General features: G+C 59.5%; 18 protein-coding genes. 11 read left to right on the plus strand and 7 right to left on the minus strand.

All coding sequences use genetic code 11. The annotated features are described in order from the left end of the window. The first annotated feature begins 301 nt into the window (after window positions 1–301). The 7 genes from HU806_RS18870 to HU806_RS18900 all read left to right on the plus strand — a co-directional run bounded on the left by HU806_RS18870 (window position 302) and on the right by HU806_RS18900 (window position 6807). Window positions 302–2629: a hypothetical protein gene (locus HU806_RS18870; RefSeq protein ID WP_186613220.1), complete on the plus strand. Its 2328-nt coding sequence runs from the start codon at window positions 302–304 to the stop codon at window positions 2627–2629. Between the two features lie 179 nt (window positions 2630–2808). Next, window positions 2809–3402: an imidazoleglycerol-phosphate dehydratase HisB gene (gene hisB, locus HU806_RS18875; protein WP_003186751.1), complete on the plus strand. Its 594-nt coding sequence runs from the start codon at window positions 2809–2811 to the stop codon at window positions 3400–3402. Beyond that, window positions 3402–4040 (plus strand): imidazole glycerol phosphate synthase subunit HisH, encoded by a 639-nt coding sequence (hisH, locus tag HU806_RS18880; RefSeq protein WP_186613222.1) that lies wholly within the window; start codon window positions 3402–3404, stop codon window positions 4038–4040. The genes hisB and hisH overlap by 1 nt, the downstream gene beginning before the upstream one ends. Continuing rightward, window positions 4040–4294, plus strand: coding sequence for a DUF2164 domain-containing protein (locus tag HU806_RS18885; protein WP_186613224.1), 255 nt, complete (start codon window positions 4040–4042; stop codon window positions 4292–4294). The genes hisH and HU806_RS18885 overlap by 1 nt, the downstream gene beginning before the upstream one ends. A 99-nt stretch (window positions 4295–4393) precedes the next feature. Next, window positions 4394–5143: a 1-(5-phosphoribosyl)-5-[(5-phosphoribosylamino)methylideneamino]imidazole-4-carboxamide isomerase gene (gene hisA, locus HU806_RS18890; RefSeq protein ID WP_186613226.1), complete on the plus strand. Its 750-nt coding sequence runs from the start codon at window positions 4394–4396 to the stop codon at window positions 5141–5143. A gap of 83 nt (window positions 5144–5226) precedes the next feature. Then, window positions 5227–5997 (plus strand): imidazole glycerol phosphate synthase subunit HisF, encoded by a 771-nt coding sequence (hisF, locus tag HU806_RS18895; protein WP_186613228.1) that lies wholly within the window; start codon window positions 5227–5229, stop codon window positions 5995–5997. A 63-nt stretch (window positions 5998–6060) separates the two neighbouring features. Next, window positions 6061–6807 carry a substrate-binding periplasmic protein gene (locus tag HU806_RS18900; protein ID WP_186613230.1) on the plus strand — a complete coding sequence of 249 codons (747 nt, stop codon included), beginning with the start codon at window positions 6061–6063 and terminating at the stop codon, window positions 6805–6807. Window positions 6808–6828: 21 nt separating this feature from the next. On the opposite strand, the gene HU806_RS18905 is transcribed toward HU806_RS18900, so the two are convergent. The 4 genes from HU806_RS18905 to gpmI form a co-directional block, all read right to left on the minus strand. Beyond that, window positions 6829–7608: a divergent polysaccharide deacetylase family protein gene (locus HU806_RS18905; protein ID WP_186613231.1), complete on the minus strand. Its 780-nt coding sequence runs from the start codon at window positions 7606–7608 to the stop codon at window positions 6829–6831. A 1-nt stretch (window position 7609) separates the two neighbouring features. Beyond that, window positions 7610–8926: a carboxyl-terminal processing protease CtpA gene (ctpA, locus tag HU806_RS18910; protein WP_186613233.1), complete on the minus strand. Its 1317-nt coding sequence runs from the start codon at window positions 8924–8926 to the stop codon at window positions 7610–7612. A gap of 32 nt (window positions 8927–8958) precedes the next feature. Further along, window positions 8959–10251, minus strand: coding sequence for a murein hydrolase activator EnvC family protein (locus HU806_RS18915; RefSeq protein WP_186613235.1), 1293 nt, complete (start codon window positions 10249–10251; stop codon window positions 8959–8961). A gap of 147 nt (window positions 10252–10398) precedes the next feature. Next, a complete protein-coding gene (gene gpmI, locus HU806_RS18920; protein WP_186613238.1) occupies window positions 10399–11928 on the minus strand; it encodes a 2,3-bisphosphoglycerate-independent phosphoglycerate mutase in 1530 nt (509 codons plus the stop codon). 152 nt (window positions 11929–12080) lie between these two features. Between gpmI and HU806_RS18925 the strand changes: the two genes are divergently transcribed. From HU806_RS18925 to secB, 3 genes are read left to right on the plus strand one after another with little or no spacing between them, the layout of a single operon-like run. Further along, the gene (locus tag HU806_RS18925; protein WP_186613240.1) at window positions 12081–12494 is read left to right on the plus strand and encodes a rhodanese-like domain-containing protein; all 414 of its coding nucleotides are present in this window, start codon (window positions 12081–12083) and stop codon (window positions 12492–12494) included. Window position 12495: 1 nt separating this feature from the next. Continuing rightward, on the plus strand, window positions 12496–12750 hold the full coding sequence (grxC, locus tag HU806_RS18930; RefSeq protein WP_186613241.1) for a glutaredoxin 3: 255 nt from the start codon (window positions 12496–12498) through the stop codon (window positions 12748–12750). 39 nt (window positions 12751–12789) lie between these two features. Next, window positions 12790–13272 (plus strand): protein-export chaperone SecB, encoded by a 483-nt coding sequence (gene secB / locus HU806_RS18935; RefSeq protein ID WP_186613244.1) that lies wholly within the window; start codon window positions 12790–12792, stop codon window positions 13270–13272. A 65-nt stretch (window positions 13273–13337) separates the two neighbouring features. On the opposite strand, the gene trmL is transcribed toward secB, so the two are convergent. Beyond that, complete coding sequence (trmL, locus tag HU806_RS18940) at window positions 13338–13793, minus strand: tRNA (uridine(34)/cytosine(34)/5-carboxymethylaminomethyluridine(34)-2'-O)-methyltransferase TrmL (protein ID WP_186613246.1); 456 nt, start codon at window positions 13791–13793, stop codon at window positions 13338–13340. On the opposite strand from trmL, the gene HU806_RS18945 reads away from it, so the two are divergent. Beyond that, entirely contained in the window at window positions 13792–14232 is a 441-nt protein-coding gene (locus HU806_RS18945) for a hypothetical protein (protein WP_186613248.1), read from the plus strand. The two genes, trmL and HU806_RS18945, sit on opposite strands and share 2 nt — an antisense overlap. Window positions 14233–14654: 422 nt before the next feature. On the opposite strand, the gene ntrC is transcribed toward HU806_RS18945, so the two are convergent. Both ntrC and glnL read right to left on the minus strand, forming a co-directional pair. Further along, the gene (ntrC, locus tag HU806_RS18950; RefSeq protein ID WP_186613250.1) at window positions 14655–16091 is read right to left on the minus strand and encodes a nitrogen regulation protein NR(I); all 1437 of its coding nucleotides are present in this window, start codon (window positions 16089–16091) and stop codon (window positions 14655–14657) included. Continuing rightward, on the minus strand, window positions 16088–17173 hold the full coding sequence (glnL, locus tag HU806_RS18955; protein ID WP_186613252.1) for a nitrogen regulation protein NR(II): 1086 nt from the start codon (window positions 17171–17173) through the stop codon (window positions 16088–16090). Before glnL ends, ntrC begins: the two co-directional genes overlap by 4 nt. Window positions 17174–17359: the final 186 nt, after the last annotated feature.

Genomic DNA, 17359 nt, shown 5'->3' on the forward strand with positions numbered 1-17359 from the left:
CAGGCCAGGGCAACCCTAAATGTGGGAGCGGGCTTGCTCGCGAAAGCGGTGGGTCAGTAGGCATTTATGTCAACTGACACTCCCTCTTCGCGAGCAAGCCCGCTCCCACATTTGTTTTAGGGTTGGCATCAGATCAGAGCAACATTGGAGGACCGTTTGTCGCACCTGTAGGATCTGACAGTTGTATCTATATTCGATCCGATCGAATCTTTGTTTTGTATAGCATCATTTTTATTGGGTTTTCTGCATTGTTCTTGAGTAAGGTTTCGTCTCTCATGTTGAACACTTAGGTGATTTATTTATGAATGGCGAAAGGGAAGAAATTCCAGATGGTTCAATCACCGAAAGAAAATTCGTACGCGGTTTATCAGCGCGAATCGGAAGTTTGTTCGATTCAGTCTCAGTGATGCTGGAGGATACAGAGGTTGATTATTCAGCAGTATCTGTTGGGGATATTATTCTGGCGCAAGGCTTTCGATACAAAGTTGTCGCAGAGCTAGACGCATATGATCTTGTGACCGCTGCTGGTTTGAAACTTTGCGTACTTCCAGGTGCGTCGGAGCGAATGTCGATTTCAGCGTTCGGCGCGGATCCTACGGGAGCAGAGGATTGCCTGCTCGCGCTGCAAAAAGCCGCGCGCGCTGCGAACGACGCTGAGGCAACCTTGGTCGCGAGGGGCAGGTTCAAGCTTTCAGGGACGGGCACCGTTGAGTTAACCACCGATTGTGATTTTTCCGGGGCTACATTTGATTGTTCGACGTGGTCTGGACGTTTTGTTTTTGGACGCAAGCATGACAGTGTGACGTATGGGCCCGATTCATCGGTGGTCGGTAAGTTGATGAGTTCTGAAGATTTGGAGGTCGGGTCATCTTACTTCTCTGGATGGAGTGATTGTCCTGAAGTCAGCGACAGCTTCGTCATCATTACTTCCGAGCAGGATTTTTACAGGTATCGTTCGGAGATAAAGAAGCGGATTGAGCTAAACAGGGTCTACAAGGATGGCATAGTGTCGTCGCCGCTCAGGTATTCTTTGGCCGGTGTCGGCGTTTCTGCCGTCAAAGTTTTTCGGGTGGAGGGTCGACGCCGCTCGGTTAAAGGGCTGACCCTCGATATTCGCAATAACAGCGTTTCGAATGAATATGTACGTGTGAGCACCAGCTTGCTCGACCTGGATGTGCGCTTCATTCAAGACGAGAGTGTGTATACACCCAGAAATCCGACCTACGTTATGTTTCTGGAGTGTTGTCACGTCAAGGCCCGCGTGGAAATGCAGTGGGTAATCCGTACTATAAATTCCGATTATGCATACAGTTTTCAACTCGGTTCCTGCTACGACATCGACATAACACCCCGTGCTGACGGAGAGGGATGGGGGGCTACCGGTAGTAATCTTTGTCAACGGGTTACTTACCGAGATGGGGTGCTCAGTCGGGTCGACTTCCATCAGCCATTCATGGAATGGTTGCGTCTGAGAAACATGGTGGTGGGGCAAGCTGGCGTTTTCTTGACCGCGCTCGGTAACTTGGATCTTGACACGGTGATTTTCCTCGCCCGAAGGACGACCAGTCGCAGTGACGCCTTTGTGAAGGCAAGGCATGACACGGGGGGCTTCTGCGATGGTGATCTCCTGATGCGTAACATCACTATTATCACCGACAAGGCGGTCGGTGATCTGGAGCTGCTTAAGCACCATCAAAGTTTAGGTACGGAAAAGCCCGCTGGAAGCCCCATCGAATACCGGTTTTGGCGCAGGATTATGGTGGATGGCCTGGAATTCAGATCCCAATTAACTACACCCCAACGGCTCTGGATCAGTCCCGGCAACATTCAGTTCAGCGGGACACCCGTTGCAATCTGCGAAGAGTTCACGCTTCACAATGCCCACGGTGCCGGACTTACCGTAGAAGTGAATCTGAATGGCAGAACCCCTTCAAAAGTTGGGAAGTTCCCACTCAAGCTTGACCTCGAAAATATTGTCGGTGAGAGCATTTCCACCTTGGGCGATGCCGCGGCTTTTCGAGTCGTTGCATCCATAAGGAATTGTCGTGGTGTTGGCCAACAAGACGGGATTGCCTTCAAACCACAGGCTCCCGGTGAATACACAGTGACGGGCGGTTGCCTCTCCAGGCTCGACTGTTCCGGTACTCAAGCCCCCGCTGCACCCGTCTTGCTCCAGGCCTACGGCGTGCTTGTGGTTGATAGTAAAGATGGAAAAGACTTGGTCGTCGCAGATGAACAATGCGATCTACGTCTGGTGGACTGTACCTTTTATGTCTCAACGCAGAGCCAGCTAGCTTCATTGCTTGCAGCTTTGCTGGAGCGTCCTCGGTTCTTTGTCGATGGCGTCAGGAAAATCTGGTCGCTTGGCGAGGACTTGGGAGGTCAGCCGGGTAACTTTGAGTTGCCTCATCCCCCGCGTGCCGGGCAAAACGTCAGATTGGTGATGGGGCGAACCGGGGACTCAACTGAGACTGAAGTTGAATTGCGCGTACCTCCTGTTGGGAAGCGCACGGTATTTGCAGGATTCCGTGGGGGCGACGAACCAGGTTTGGGAGTTCTGCATCGCACCGCAAATACCACCATTGCCGCGACGGGCCCAGTCCACTTCAGATATATGCGTCTTGGATGAGACGTTCGCGGACGCTGTGTCGACGGAGCACATTTCAAACGGGATGGCTTGTATGGACATGTCTATCACAGACAGCCCGGGATTCAGCCCGTCAGTGATGTCACCTCCTGTGTTTCTGTTTGCCGCTCGCGCCCCTATAATGGCTGCCTTTTTCGCCCAATGATTTTGCGGAGCTGGTGATGGCCGAACGTAAGGCGTCTGTCGAGCGCGACACTCTGGAAACCCAGATCAAAGCCTCGATCAACCTGGATGGCACCGGAAAGGCCCGATTTGATATCGGCGTGCCTTTTCTTGAGCACATGCTCGACCAGATCGCCCGTCACGGGCTGATCGACCTGGACATCGTCAGCAAGGGCGACCTGCATATCGACGACCACCACACGGTGGAAGATGTCGGTATCACTTTGGGCCAGGCCTTTACCAAGGCCATCGGCGACAAGAAGGGCATCCGTCGCTATGGCCATGCCTACGTGCCGCTCGATGAGGCGCTGTCGCGCGTGGTCATCGACTTCTCCGGCCGTCCTGGCCTGCAGATGCACGTGCCTTACACCCGTGCCACTGTCGGCGGCTTCGACGTTGACCTGTTCCAGGAATTCTTCCAGGGCTTCGTCAACCACGCCAACGTGACCCTGCACATCGACAACCTGCGCGGGCACAACACCCACCACCAGATCGAAACCGTGTTCAAGGCGTTCGGCCGCGCGCTGCGCATGGCTGTGGAGCTCGATGACCGCATGGCCGGCCAGATGCCTTCCACCAAGGGCGTCCTGTAATGCAGACGGTCGCGGTTATCGACTACGGCATGGGCAACCTGCACTCGGTGGCGAAAGCCCTCGAGCACGTGGGCGCCGGAAAGGTGCTGATCACCAGCGATGCCGATGTGATTCGTGAAGCCGACCGGGTGGTGTTCCCCGGCGTCGGCGCGATTCGCGACTGCATGGCCGAGATTCGTCGCTTGGGTTTTGACAAACTGGTGCACGAAGTCAGTCAGGACCGCCCGTTTCTAGGCATCTGTGTCGGCATGCAAGCCTTGCTCGATCGCAGCGAGGAGAACGACGGTGTCGATTGCATCTCGCTGTTTCCCGGCCAGGTGAAGTTCTTTGGCAAGGGCCTGCATGAAGACGGCGAGCATTTGAAGGTCCCGCACATGGGCTGGAACGAAGTGAAGCAGACGGTGAATCATCCGCTGTGGCACGACATCCCGGACCTGGCGCGCTTCTACTTCGTGCACAGCTACTACATCGCCGCCGGCAACGCCCGGCAGGTGGTGGGCGGCGGTCACTATGGCGTCGATTTCGCCGCGGCCCTGGCCGACGGCTCGCGCTTCGCCGTGCAGTTCCACCCGGAGAAGAGCCATACCCATGGCCTGCAGCTGTTGCAGAACTTTGCTGCGTGGGACGGGCGCTGGTAATGGCGCGCAAGAAACCGCCGATCCTCACCCTCACGCCCGAGCAGGAGAGTGAAGCGAACCGCAAGATCCAGCGGTTCATGAAGGAGCGTTTCGAGCTGGACTTGGGTTCGTTCGAAGCGGCGGAAATTCTTGACCTGTTTACCCGCGAAATTGCTCCGCACTATTACAACAGGGCGATTTTCGATGTGCAGACGCACCTTAAAGAAAGGTTCGAAAGCATTGAAAGCGACTTGTGGGCGCTTGAGAAGAATTAGAGCAGCGGCAAGCTTCAAGCTTGAAGCTGCAAGTATTGAAATGCGTGCCTGCTTGCAGCTTATGGCTTGCAGCTTGCAGCTCTTTGACGAAGGAAAAGCATGCTAATTATCCCCGCTATCGATCTCAAGGACGGCGCTTGCGTGCGTCTGCGCCAGGGCCGCATGGAAGACTCCACGGTGTTTTCCGATGACCCGGTGAGCATGGCCGCCAAGTGGGTAGAGGGCGGCTGCCGTCGCCTGCATCTGGTCGACCTGAACGGCGCCTTCGAAGGCCAGCCGGTTAATGGCGAGGTGGTCACGGCCATTGCCAAGCGCTACCCGAACCTGCCGATCCAGATCGGCGGCGGCATTCGCTCGCTGGAAACCATCGAGCACTACGTCAAGGCCGGTGTGAGCTACGTGATCATCGGGACCAAGGCCGTGAAAGACCCGGCGTTCGTCGCCGAAGCCTGCCGCGCCTTCCCGGGCAAGGTCATCGTCGGCCTCGACGCCAAGGACGGTTTTGTCGCAACCGACGGCTGGGCTGAAGTCAGCACCGTACAGGTGATCGACCTGGCCAAGCGTTTCGAAGCCGACGGCGTGTCTGCCATCGTCTACACCGACATCGCCAAAGACGGCATGATGCAGGGCTGCAATGTCCCGTTCACCGCTGCGCTGGCCGCCGCCACCAAGATCCCGGTGATCGCCTCTGGCGGCATCCATAACCTGGGTGACATCAAGGCACTGCTCGACGCCAAGGCGCCAGGCATCATTGGGGCGATTACGGGCCGCGCGATTTATGAGGGCACACTGGATGTGGCAGAAGCCCAAGCTTTTTGTGATGGCTATGCGGCCAGCTCTAAGCTCTAAGCTGCAAGCTGCAAGTTGAAGCGCGACCGCATCCGCTTTTTCTTGCAGCTTGAAGCTTGAAGCTTGCAACTCGAGGACTAACCATGGCATTAGCAAAACGCATCATTCCCTGCCTCGATGTGGACAACGGCCGGGTGGTCAAGGGCGTCAAGTTCGAGAACATCCGTGATGCCGGCGACCCGGTGGAAATCGCCCGTCGTTACGACGAGCAGGGTGCCGACGAGATTACCTTCCTCGACATCACGGCCAGCGTCGATGGCCGCGACACCACGCTGCATACCGTCGAGCGCATGGCCAGCCAGGTATTCATCCCGTTGACCGTGGGCGGTGGCGTGCGCACCGTGCAGGACATCCGCAACCTGCTCAATGCCGGTGCGGACAAGGTGTCGATCAACACGGCGGCGGTTTTCAACCCGGAATTCGTTGGCGAAGCGGCCCAGCATTTCGGCTCGCAGTGCATCGTCGTGGCCATTGATGCGAAGAAGGTCTCCGGCCCCGGCGAAACCCCGCGCTGGGAAATCTTCACCCACGGCGGGCGCAAACCCACAGGCCTGGATGCTGTCGAGTGGGCGAAGAAAATGGAAGGCCTCGGGGCGGGTGAAATCCTGCTGACCAGCATGGACCAGGACGGCATGAAAAACGGCTTCGACCTCGGCGTCACCCGCGCCATCAGCGATGCCTTGGGCATCCCGGTGATCGCTTCCGGCGGCGTCGGCAACCTGCAGCACCTGGCCGACGGCATCCTGGAAGGCCATGCCAGTGCAGTGCTGGCGGCGAGTATTTTCCACTTCGGCGAATACACCGTGCCGGAAGCCAAGGCCTATATGGCGCAGCGCGGTATCTGCATTCGCTGACCGCTGGACACCATGACGGGCCCGAGGCACTCTTGGGTCCACCATGGATTGCGGTAGCCCGACATGCTCAAACGCCTTGTTCTTGCCTTTGCCGGTGCCACGTTGCTGCTCGCCGGCACCGCCCGCGCCACAGACACCTCGCTGGTGCTGCTGACGGAAAACTTCCCACCGTACAACATGGCCAAGAACGGCAAGAACTTCGCCCAAGACGGAAATATCCATGGCATTGCCGTGGATATCGTCCGCGAAATATTCAAGCGCGCCGATATTTCCTACAGCCTGACGCTACGTTTTCCCTGGGAACGGATCTACAAACTCGCCTTGGAAAACCCGGGCTACGGTGTGTTCGTCATGGCGCGGTTGCCGGAGCGCGAGAAACTCTTCAAATGGGTCGGTCCCATCGGCCCGGACGACTGGGTCATGCTCGCCAAGACTGACAGCAAGATCACCCTCGACTCGCTGGATCAAGCGCGCCAATACAAGATCGGTGCCTACAAGGGCGATGCGATTGCCGAGACGTTGGCCAAGCAGGGTTTGAACCCGATCGTTGTGTTGCGCGACCAGGACAACGCTAGAAAGCTGATGAAGGGCCAGATCGACCTGTGGGCTACCGGCGACCCTGCTGGCCGTTACCTGGCGCGCCAGGAAGGCGTCAGCGATCTGCGGACCGTATTGCGATTCAACAGCGCCGAGCTGTACTTGGCGTTGAACAAGGACGTACCGGACGAGGTGGTCGCCCGGTTGCAGAAGGCCTTGGATGAATTGCGCAAGGAAGGTGCGGTGGATGCGATCATGGCGCGGTATCTCTGAGAGTCGCGCCAGCCTCACTGGCTACCGATAAACCCCATCCTTCCCGTGCCCGGCCATCGCCTGATTGCTGCGCAGGCTGATCATCGACTTTAGGTCGATCCACTCGATGCCCTGGGCCTTGAGCCGAGGCAGTTCGCGTTCGAGCACGGCGAGGGTCTGCGGATAGGGATGCCCGATCATCACCGCCGAGCCCTGCCGACGAGCCAATTCGATGGCGACTTGAAGCTGGCCGGCAATGGCCGCTTCGGTACGCTCGTCATCCAGGAATACATCCCGTGACACGCTGGCGAGGCCGATCTTTTGCGCTTCGGCGGCGGCGACTGTCCGGGCGCTGGTGCGGCTGTCGACAAAGAACTTGTGACGCTGCTGCAAATTCGCCATCAGCCACGCCATGGCTTGGGGCTGGGTGGTCATGCGGCTACCCATGTGGTTGTTGATGCCACTGGTGTAGGGCACGGCAGCGAACGCGGCGTCGAGGCGCCTGCCCAGTTCTTCGATGGGCAGTTCCGGATGCCAGGCGAACGGCCCGGTGGCCGGGTCCATAGGCATATGCAACATGACCAGCTTGCCGGCGCGATGGGCTTCGCGGGCGACTTCGGCGGCGTGGGGCGTGTCGGGCATGATCGCGGCGGTGACCGGACCGGGGAGGGCAAGTACCTGGCGATCCCGGGGCAGGTTTTGCCCCAGGTCGTCGATGATCAGGCTCAGGTACACCTTGTGCGGCGAAGAAGGAGTGGCGGGCGCCGCGTTAACGGCCCCCGCCAGCAGGCACAGCAGGACGAAGGTAAATCTCAGGACCATCTCAGCGGCCGGACGTGATGTTCAACCCCTTGAGCAAGCTCAAGGCCTGGGCCAACTGATAATCGTCATCCTGCGGCATTGGCTTGGCCTTGGCGCCGGAGCCGGTCGGTTTGTCGGTGCCGCCATTGCCATTACCCAGGTGACCTTGCAGGTCGGCTTCCTTGAAGTATTCGCTGTCCGCCTCGCTGGTGATCTTGGCCTTGCGCACTTCGATGTCCGGGACGATGCCCTGGGCCTGGATGGAGCGGCCGTTGGGCGTGAAGTACAACGCGGTGGTGATCTTCAGGGCACGATCGTTGTTCAGCGGCAACACGGTCTGTACCGAACCCTTGCCGAAGCTGGTTGTGCCCATGACCACGCCGCGCTTCTGATCCTGCAGGGCGCCGGCGACGATTTCCGATGCCGAGGCGCTGCCGCCGTTGATCAGCACCACCAGCGGCACAGCTTCGCTCAGGTCGTTGCCGGTGGCCGAGAAGCGCAGCTCGGAATTGGCGATGCGGCCCTTGGTGTAGACGATCAGGCCCTTGGTGATGAAGTGGTCAACCACTTCCACGGCCGATTGCAGGACGCCGCCGGGGTTGTTGCGCAGGTCCAGGACCAGGCCGTTGAGTTTCTTGCCGTTGTCCTTGCGCAGCTTGGCCAGGGACTTGGCGACTTCTTCGCCGGTCTTGACCTGGAACTGGGTGATACGGATGTAGCCGTAGCCCGATTCCAGCAACTGGCTTTTCACACTTTTGACCTGGATGACGGCGCGGGTCAACGTCACGTCGAATGGCGTACCACCGTCGCGCACCAGGGTCAGGGTGATTTTTTCGCCGATCTTGCCGCGCATCTTGTCCACGGCTTCGGTCATGCTCTGGCCGCGAGTCGGCTGGCCGTTGATCTTGACGATGAAGTCGCCAGCCTGGATGCCGGCCTTGGAGGCAGGCGTGTCGTCGATTGGCGAGACCACCTTGACGAAACCGTCTTCGCTGCCGACCTCGATCCCGAGGCCGCCGAATTCGCCGCTGGTGCTTTCCTGCAGCTCGGCGAAATCTTCAGGGCCCAGGTAGGCGGAGTGCGGGTCGAGGTTGCTTAGCATGCCTTTGATGGCGTTCTCCAGCAGCATCTTGTCGTCCACCGGTTCCACATACGCGGCTTTGATCCGATCCATGACTTCGGCGAAGGTGCGCAGCTCATCCAATGGCAGCGGCGCCTTGGTAGTAACGGTCGTGGCGGTTGTTGGCGACGGCGCAGGTTGCGCGGCGAAAGCCAGGGGCGCACCGATCACGAGGGCGATCGTCAGGGCCAGCGAGGTGAGGCGGGACAAATGCAGCATGTCGAACGAACTCCTGAGTTGGATGGGCGCGCTTATCCTTGCGCACGACACCATTGGGCCGGATCACTTGGGCGACCCTGCTGGCGAATAGCAAAATACAGTGCTGGCGTGTCCTGCCCGCCACTGTTGCCGACCGTGGAGATGGACTCGCCGGCCTTGACCACATCCCCCGCCGACTTGAGCAGCGTCTGATTATGGCCATAAAGGCTCAGGTATCCGTTGCCGTGATCCAGGATCACCAGCAGGCCGGCACCGCGCAGCCAGTCGGCAAACACCACGCGCCCGCCATGTACGGCGTGCACCTGGCTACCGGCGGAGGCGCTGATCATCACGCCGTCCCATTTGGTGCGAGTGTCGTCGCCGCGGGTTTCACCGAAGCGCGCAAGTAATCGACCATTGACTGGCCATGGAAGTTTGCCTCGAGCCGAACCAAAAGCGCCGCCGAAGGTTTCGCCATCACTGGAAACCAGTGCGCCGGGGCTGGATTTTGCCGATTTGCGCGGTGCTTCGCCGGCATCAGCGTCGGCCTGGGATTCACGTAAACGCTTTTTTTCGGCTTCCTGCTGGGCGATCAGCGCTTTCTGGCGCGCTTCTTCCGCCTCCCGAGCCTGGCGGGCCAGGGTTTCCTCAATGGTCTTCAATACATTGGCCAGTTCGGCCTGGTCCTGCTCGCGGGCCTTGAGCTTGCTGTCGCGAGCCTTCACGTCGTCGTTGAGCTTGGCCAGGGCGACCTGGCGCTCCTTGCGGACCTTCTCGAGTTCTTCACGCTGGGTGTCGAGGCTGCTTTTCTGAACCAATAACTGGGCTTGCTGCAACTCGATGTCTTTTTCGACATTGGCCAGTTGGCGCAGGGTTTCGTTGAAGCTCTTGAGTTGTTCCAGGCGTGCCTGGCTCAGGTAGTCGTAATAGGTGAGGGTACGGGCAAACTTCTCGGGGTTCTGCTGGTTGAGCAACAGCTTGAGATATTCCTGGCGACCGTTCTGGTAGGCGGCCCGGGCCTGGATGGCGATCAGCTTTTGCTGTTCAGTGCGCGCGCTCTGGAGTTTTTTTTTCTCTCCATCGAGCCGTTGCAGCTCGGATTCGCTTTTCTTCAGCTCTTTCTGCAAGGCGTCGACCTGCTTCTCCAGCTTGCCCATCTCGGTCTCGGTGCCGCGCAGGTCTTTCTGTACGCTGGATTTCTCTTCCTGCAGCTTGTTCAGCAGTTTTTTCAGCTCGGCAATGTCCTGACGCGTGGCGTCCAACTGTTGTTGGGTTTGCGCGCGCTCGTCAGCGAAGGCCGGTTGGAGCAGGCAGGTCAGAGCAAGGGCTATCAGGACGCGAAGCATAGAGGCGGGCGACACCAGGGAAAGGGACGGCCTAGTATGCCCGCCCCACGCTGCAAAAAAAACGCCCATTTGGGGCTGTGTGATAACTGGCCGAAAAAACACCTGGACCGATGCGGGAGCAACCTTGCTCCCGCATCGGGGCGTTGGTCAGACCAGGATCGACGTGCCGGTCATCTCCGCCGGTTTTTCCATGCCCAGCAGCATCAGCATCGTTGGGGCGACGTCAGCCAGCACGCCGCCGTCGCGGACCTTGAAGTCACGCTTGCCGACATAGATGAACGGCACCGGCTCGGTGGTGTGGGCGGTGTGGGCCTGACCGGTGGACTCGTCGGACATTTGCTCGACGTTACCGTGGTCGGCGGTGATCAGGGCTTCGCCGCCGACTTTTTCCAGCGCGTCAACGATGCGACCGACGCAGGCATCGAGGCATTCCACGGCCTTGACCGCCGCGTCGAATACGCCGCTGTGGCCCACCATGTCGCCGTTGGCGTAGTTCACCACGATCACGTCATAGCGCTGGTTTTCGATGGCGTCGACGATGCGGTCTGTTACTTCCGGCGCGCTCATTTCCGGTTGCAGGTCGTAGGTGGCGACTTTCGGCGATGGGATCAGGATGCGCTCTTCGCCCGGGAAGGGTTCTTCACGACCACCGGAGAAAAAGAACGTCACGTGGGCGTACTTTTCGGTTTCGGCGATGCGCAGCTGGGTCTTGCCGTTTTTCGCCAAGTAGTCGCCCAACACGTTTTCCAGGCTGCCGGCGGCGAAGGCCGATGGCGCAGGGATGCTGGCGGCGTATTGGGTCAGCATCACGAAGCCGGCCAGTTTTGGCTGGCGGGCGCGCTCGAACTCCTTGAAGCCGTCTTCGACAAAGACGCGGGTCAGCTCGCGGGCGCGGTCGGCGCGAAAATTCATGAACACCACGGCGTCGCCGTCTTCAACCTTCACCGGCTCGCCGATGGTGGTGGCCTTGACGAATTCATCGCTTTCGCCGCGCTCGTAGGCAGCTTGCAGGCCTTCCTGGGCGGAGGCGGCATTGAATTCGGAGCTGCCGTCGACGATCAGGTTGTAGGCCTGGGCGACGCGGTCCCAGCGGTTATCGCGGTCCATGGCAAAGTAGCGGCCGATCAGGCTGGCGATCCGGCCCTTGCCCAGTGCCTTGAACGTGTCGTCCAGCAGCTTGATCGACGACTCGGCGCTCTTGGGCGGCGTGTCGCGGCCGTCGAGAAAGGCGTGCAGATAAATATGCGTGGCGCCGCGTTTGGCGGCGAGCTCGGCCATGGCGATCAGGTGATCCTGGTGGCTGTGCACGCCACCGTCCGAGAGCAGGCCCATGAAGTGCACGGCCTTGCCGGCGACCACGGCTTTGTCCACTGCTGCGCAGATGGTCGGGTTTTCGAAGAACTCGCCGTCGCGGATCGATTTGGTCACGCGGGTGAAATCCTGATACACCACGCGACCCGCGCCGAGGTTCATGTGGCCGACCTCGGAGTTGCCCATCTGCCCGTCTGGCAGGCCGACGTCCATGCCGCTGCCGGAGATCAAGCCGTTTGGCACGCTGGCCCACAAACGGTCCAGGACAGGCTTCTTCGCCGCGTACACGGCGTTGGATTCGTGGCTGTCACTGTGACCGAAGCCGTCCAGAATCATCAGGACCAAAGGTTTAGGCGTGGTAGTCATGGAATCCACTCGTGGCTGATTAAAAGAAGACGATGGAAAAGGGACGGGCAGTTTAAAGGTAAGTTCCGGTGCCGTCACCGCCGGGCGGGGTTTGGCCGGCCTTGCGTGCTGTGTATACTGGCCGACATTTTAACGCCCTGGAACCTCCTTCGATGGTTGCTCACCTGATTGAATTTGCCACTAACCACTACATTCTCGTCGGTATCTTCGTCGTACTGCTGGCGTTGCTGGTTGCCCATACGATGCAGGGCGGCGGACGCAGCCTGAGCACGGGCGAGCTGACCGCGCTGGTCAACAAGGATGCCGGCGTGGTGGTCGATATCCGCCCGAGCAAGGATTTCGCCGCCGGTCACATTGTCGGCGCGCTGAACATTCCCCAGGACAAACTGATCGCACGCGTGGGCGAACTGGAAAAGCACAAGGCCAAGACACTGATCCTGGTCGATTCCCAAGGCCAACAGGCCGGCACTCTCGCCCGCGAACTGATGAAGTCCGGCTTCACCGCCGCCAAGCTGTCCGGTGGCGTTGCGAGCTGGAAAGCCGACAATCTGCCCCTGGTGAAGTGAGATGCCCCACGTTGTTGTCTATTCCAGCGATTACTGCCCCTATTGCTCCAGAGCCAAGATGCTGCTCAAGAACAAAGGCGTAGAGTTCGAAGAGATCAAGGTCGACGGCAAGCCGCAACTGCGCGCCGAAATGACCAAGAAGGCCGGGCGTACCTCCGTGCCGCAAATCTGGATCGGCGACACCCACGTGGGCGGTTGCGATGATCTGTTCGCCCTGGAGCGCGCCGGCAAGCTCGACGCGCTGCTCAAGGCCTGAATTCCTATTAATAGAACCTGAAAGTAAGAAGGATCTGCGATGACTGACCAACAGAACACAGCTGCCAGCGAAGAAGAAGCCGCACCGCAATTCTCCTTGCAGCGCATTTATGTTCGCGACCTGTCCTTCGAAGCCCCGAAAAGCCCGGCGATCTTTCGCCAGCAATGGGAGCCGAGCGTGGCCTTGGACCTGAACACCCGCCAGAAGGCCTTGGAAGAAGACTTCCACGAAGTGGTGTTGACCCTGTCGGTGACCGTGAAGAACGGTGACGAAGTGGCGTTCATCGCCGAGGTTCAGCAGGCCGGCATCTTCCTGATCAAGAATCTGGATGCCGCTTCGATGAGCCACACCCTGGGCGCGTTTTGCCCGAACATCCTGTTCCCCTACGCCCGGGAAACCCTGGACAGCCTGGTGACTCGTGGTTCGTTCCCGGCCCTGATGCTGGCCCCGGTGAACTTCGATGCCCTGTACGCCCAAGAGCTGCAGCGCATGCAGGAAGCAGGTGAAGCGACCGTTCAGTAAGCGGTCGATGAAACCTTGAAAAGCGCCTTGATAGGCGCTTTTTTCTTAGGTTGATTCGAATCGGGTTATCTGAAGCCGTTCTGCCGCCAGGCCTCGTAGACCGCCACCGCCACGGTGTTGGACAGGTTCAGGCTCCGACAGCCTTCGCGCATCGGCAAGCGCAAGCGTTGCTCCGCCGGTAGTGCGTCCAGCACCTCTGCCGGCAAGCCACGGCTTTCCGGTCCGAACAGGAATGCATCACCGGCGACGAAGCTGGCGTCATGAAACGGCCGAGAGCCTTTAGTGGTGAAGGCAAATAGACGCGGTTGCCCCAGGCTTTCAAGACAACTCGCCAAGTCGGCGTGTCGCTGCAAGGTGGCATACTCGTGGTAGTCGAGGCCGGCGCGGCGCAGGCGCTTGTCGTCCATCTCGAAACCCAGCGGTTCAATCAAATGCAGGTGGCAGCCACTGTTGGCGCACAGCCTGATGACATTGCCGGTATTGGGTGGTATTTCCGGTTGAAAAAGGATGACGTGAAACATGCACGGCTCCGCAGATAAAGATGAGCGGCATTCTACGCCGCAAACCGATCGACGTTCGAAGCTAATGCCTCGGGTGATGGGCTCCTTGGCGCTTTTCGGGATGATGGTCGGGCTGATGATCGGTCGCATCACCACGCCGGAGCCGAGCGAGCTGCAGCAGGTCGAAGTCCTCGACGGGGCGCTGGTGGCGTGGTTTAACAATGAGCCCAAGCTGCACGGGGAAATCATCGACGGCTCGGTCGCGTTGTTGTTCCAGGCAAAGGGGAAGGCGCAGAAGGGCCAGCTCAAACTCAACGACAGGGATGTGAACTGGCGGGTTCGCTTGAGTGACAAGGGCTTGTTGCTGACGCTGGTGGCGGCGCGTCCGTTGCGGGGAGAGTGGGCCGGCAGCGAAGTCGATGACCGCTGGCGGCTGGAGGTCCGTCTCCAGGAGCAATAAAAGAGGGAATCCCCGGCCTGCCTGTACCAAGGTCCCCAAAACGGGAGGGCTCGCCGCGAAGGTCCAGCCCTGGTGTAAAAGAAGGGAAACCTTGACCTGCCTGTATCAAGGCCCCCAAAACAGTGGGCTCGATGAGCCCGGTATAAAAGAGGGGAATCCCCGGCCTGCCTGTACCAAGGTCCCCAAAACTGGGTAGTGACTGGGTTATTGCAGAGGGCGTGCCAGTTTCGAATGATTTGTCACAAAAAGATGGCCATGAAGCGAAAAGCCCCGTAAACCGGGGCTTTTGCGTTGTGCGGGTTTGGTTTTCCGAGACGGAGCGCTGGGTTCAGCGCTCGCATTACATGCGCAATTGCAGTTCATGGTGCATTGATGCGGTGCATCGCCCCCGGGTGTGGGGGCTGGCGCAAAGCCAAGGACTGTCAGCCCTCATCCCCTTCATCATCATCGCCACCGTCGACCTTCATGCCCAATTCCTTGATCTTGCGGGTCAAGGTGTTGCGGCCCCAGCCCAGCAGTACGGCGGCGTCGCGACGGCGGCCGGCGGTGTGCTTGAGGGCGGTTTCGATCATGATGCGCTCGAAGGCCGGGACGGCGCTGTCGAGCAGGCTCGATTGGCCACGCGCCAAGGCCTGGTCGGCCCATTGGCGCAGGGCCTGTTCCCAGTTGGTCACCGGTGCCGAATCTTGTGGCAGGCTCAACAGTTCCGGTGGCAGGTCGCTGATATGCACTTCGCGACCCGACGCCATCACGGTGATCCAGCGGCAGGTGTTCTCCAGTTGGCGCACGTTGCCCGGCCACGGCAAGTTCTTGAGGTATTCCTCGGTTTCACTCTTGAGCAGCTTCGGCTCTACCGCAAGTTCCTGAGCTGCACGGCCGAGGAAGTGGCGTGCCAGGGTCGGGATGTCTTCACGCCGGTCCGCCAGGCGTGGGATGTGGATGCGGATCACGTTCAGGCGATGGAACAGGTCTTCGCGGAACTTGCCGGCGTGAACCAATGTTTCCAAGTTCTGATGGGTGGCGGCGATGATGCGAACGTCGACCTTGACCGGCGTATGTCCGCCGACTCGGTAGAACTCGCCGTCGGCCAGGACACGGAGCAAGCGAGTCTGGGTATCGGCCGGCATGTCGCCGATTTCATCGAGGAACAGCGTACCGCCATCGGCTTGTTCGAAGCGTCCACGGCGCAGGTTGGCCGCGCCGGTGAAGGCGCCTTTTTCATGGCCGAACAACTCCGATTCCATCAAGTCCTTGGGAATCGCCGCCATGTTCAGCGCAATGAATGGCGACGCCGCCCGTGGGCTGTGGCGATGCAGGGCATGGGCAACCAACTCTTTACCGGTGCCCGATTCGCCGTTGATCAGCACGGTGATGTTGGAATGGCTCAGTCGGCCGATGGCGCGAAACACTTCCTGCATCGCCGGCGCTTCGCCGATGATTTCCGGCGTGCGGGCCAGGGCGGGCACTTCTTCCAGGCCTTGTTGTTCCTGGGCGTGCTGGTTGGCGCGCTTGACCAGCGATACGGCTTCGTCGACATCGAACGGCTTGGGCAGGTATTCGAACGCGCCGCCCTGGTAGGACGCCACGGCGCTGTCCAGGTCGGAATGAGCGGTCATGATGATCACCGGCAACCGCGGGTGCTGCTCGCGAATCCGCGCCAGCAAATCCAGGCCACTGGCGCCGGGCATGCGAATGTCGGAAATGATGACGTCCGGCTGCTGACGGGCCAGGCGGCTCATCACTCCGTCGGCGCTGTCGAAGCTCTGGGTGGTCATGCCTTCCTGCTGCAACGCTTTTTCCAGGACCCAGCGGATAGAACGGTCGTCATCGACGATCCACACGGTTTCACTACGGCTCATGTCGATGTGGCTCCTTGTTCCAGTGGCAGGAAGATCGAGAAAGTGGTGTGGCCGGGGTGGCTTTCACATTCGATCAAGCCCTGGTGCTGACTGATGATGTTCTGGGTGATGGACAGGCCCAGCCCGGTACCGTCCGGACGGCCGCTGACCATGGGAAAGAAAATGGTTTCCTGCAATTCCGAAGGGATGCCCGGCCCGTTGTCGATGATTTCGATCTTGGTCACCAGGCGATGGCGTACATGGCCGATGGTGAACTGGCGCATGGCGCGGGTACGCAGGCTGATGCGACCCAGGCGAAGCTCGTTCTGGCTGCTGATGGCTTGCATGGCGTTGCGCACGATGTTCAGCACCGCCTGGATCATCTGCTCGCGGTCGATCAGGACGTCGGGAATGCTCGGGTCATAGTCACGCACCAAAGTGATGCAGCCTTGGCTCTCTGCTTCCACCAGGCTGCTGACCCGCTCCAGCACTTCATGGACGTTGCACAGCGCCAGGGACGGCAGTTTGTTGGAGCCGAGCATGCGGTCCACCAGGTTTCGCAGGCGGTCGGCTTCCTCGATGATGACGTTGGTGTAGTCCTTGAGACTTTCTTCCGGCAGTTCCCGGGCGAGCAATTGCGCCGCGCCGCGGATGCCGCCAAGGGGATTCTTGATTTCATGGGCCAGGCCGCGCACCAGCATCTTGCTGGTTTCCTGCTTGGATAATTGGGCTTCTTCCTTGGTGATACGCAGCAGGCGATCGCGAGGATGAACCTCCAACAACAGCAGCGTGGTGCCGTTGTTCAGGATTGGCGTAACTGCGTAATCAACGGTAAGGGTCTGGCCGGCGAGCGCGGTGAGCATCGCTTCGCGCTTGGTGAACGGATGGGCCTGTTCAACGGCCTGGCGCAGGGAGTTGAGCGCCTCGGCGGACTCGGTGAACAGTTCGCTGATGAATTGCCCGTGACTGCGCTGGCCGCTGACGGCCAAGAGCATTTCTGCCGCCGGGTTCATATACTCCAGACGCAATTCGGCGTCGAGCAGGATGGTCGCGGTGGTGAGGTTGTCGAGCAGCAAGCGGTGTAGTGCGTCGCTAATGGTCATCAGGACCTCTTTTAAAGCGTAGCAATCGGGGTCAAGCCCTCAAATTGCGCGCGCGATTAATGCGCTGATACCAGGAAAATGCAAAAACCAAACCAAGGCTCCGAAAAGAAGCGTTTAAAGCCTTAAATCGCTTTTTATTGCCCGTTCGCGTGGCGTTCTGCCAGCTTTTACGGGTAGTTTCGAACC

Origin of the sequence: Pseudomonas sp. SWRI154 (assembly GCF_014268645.1) — a bacterium.
GTDB classification, from domain to species: Bacteria; Pseudomonadota; Gammaproteobacteria; order Pseudomonadales; family Pseudomonadaceae; genus Aquipseudomonas; species Aquipseudomonas marvdashtae.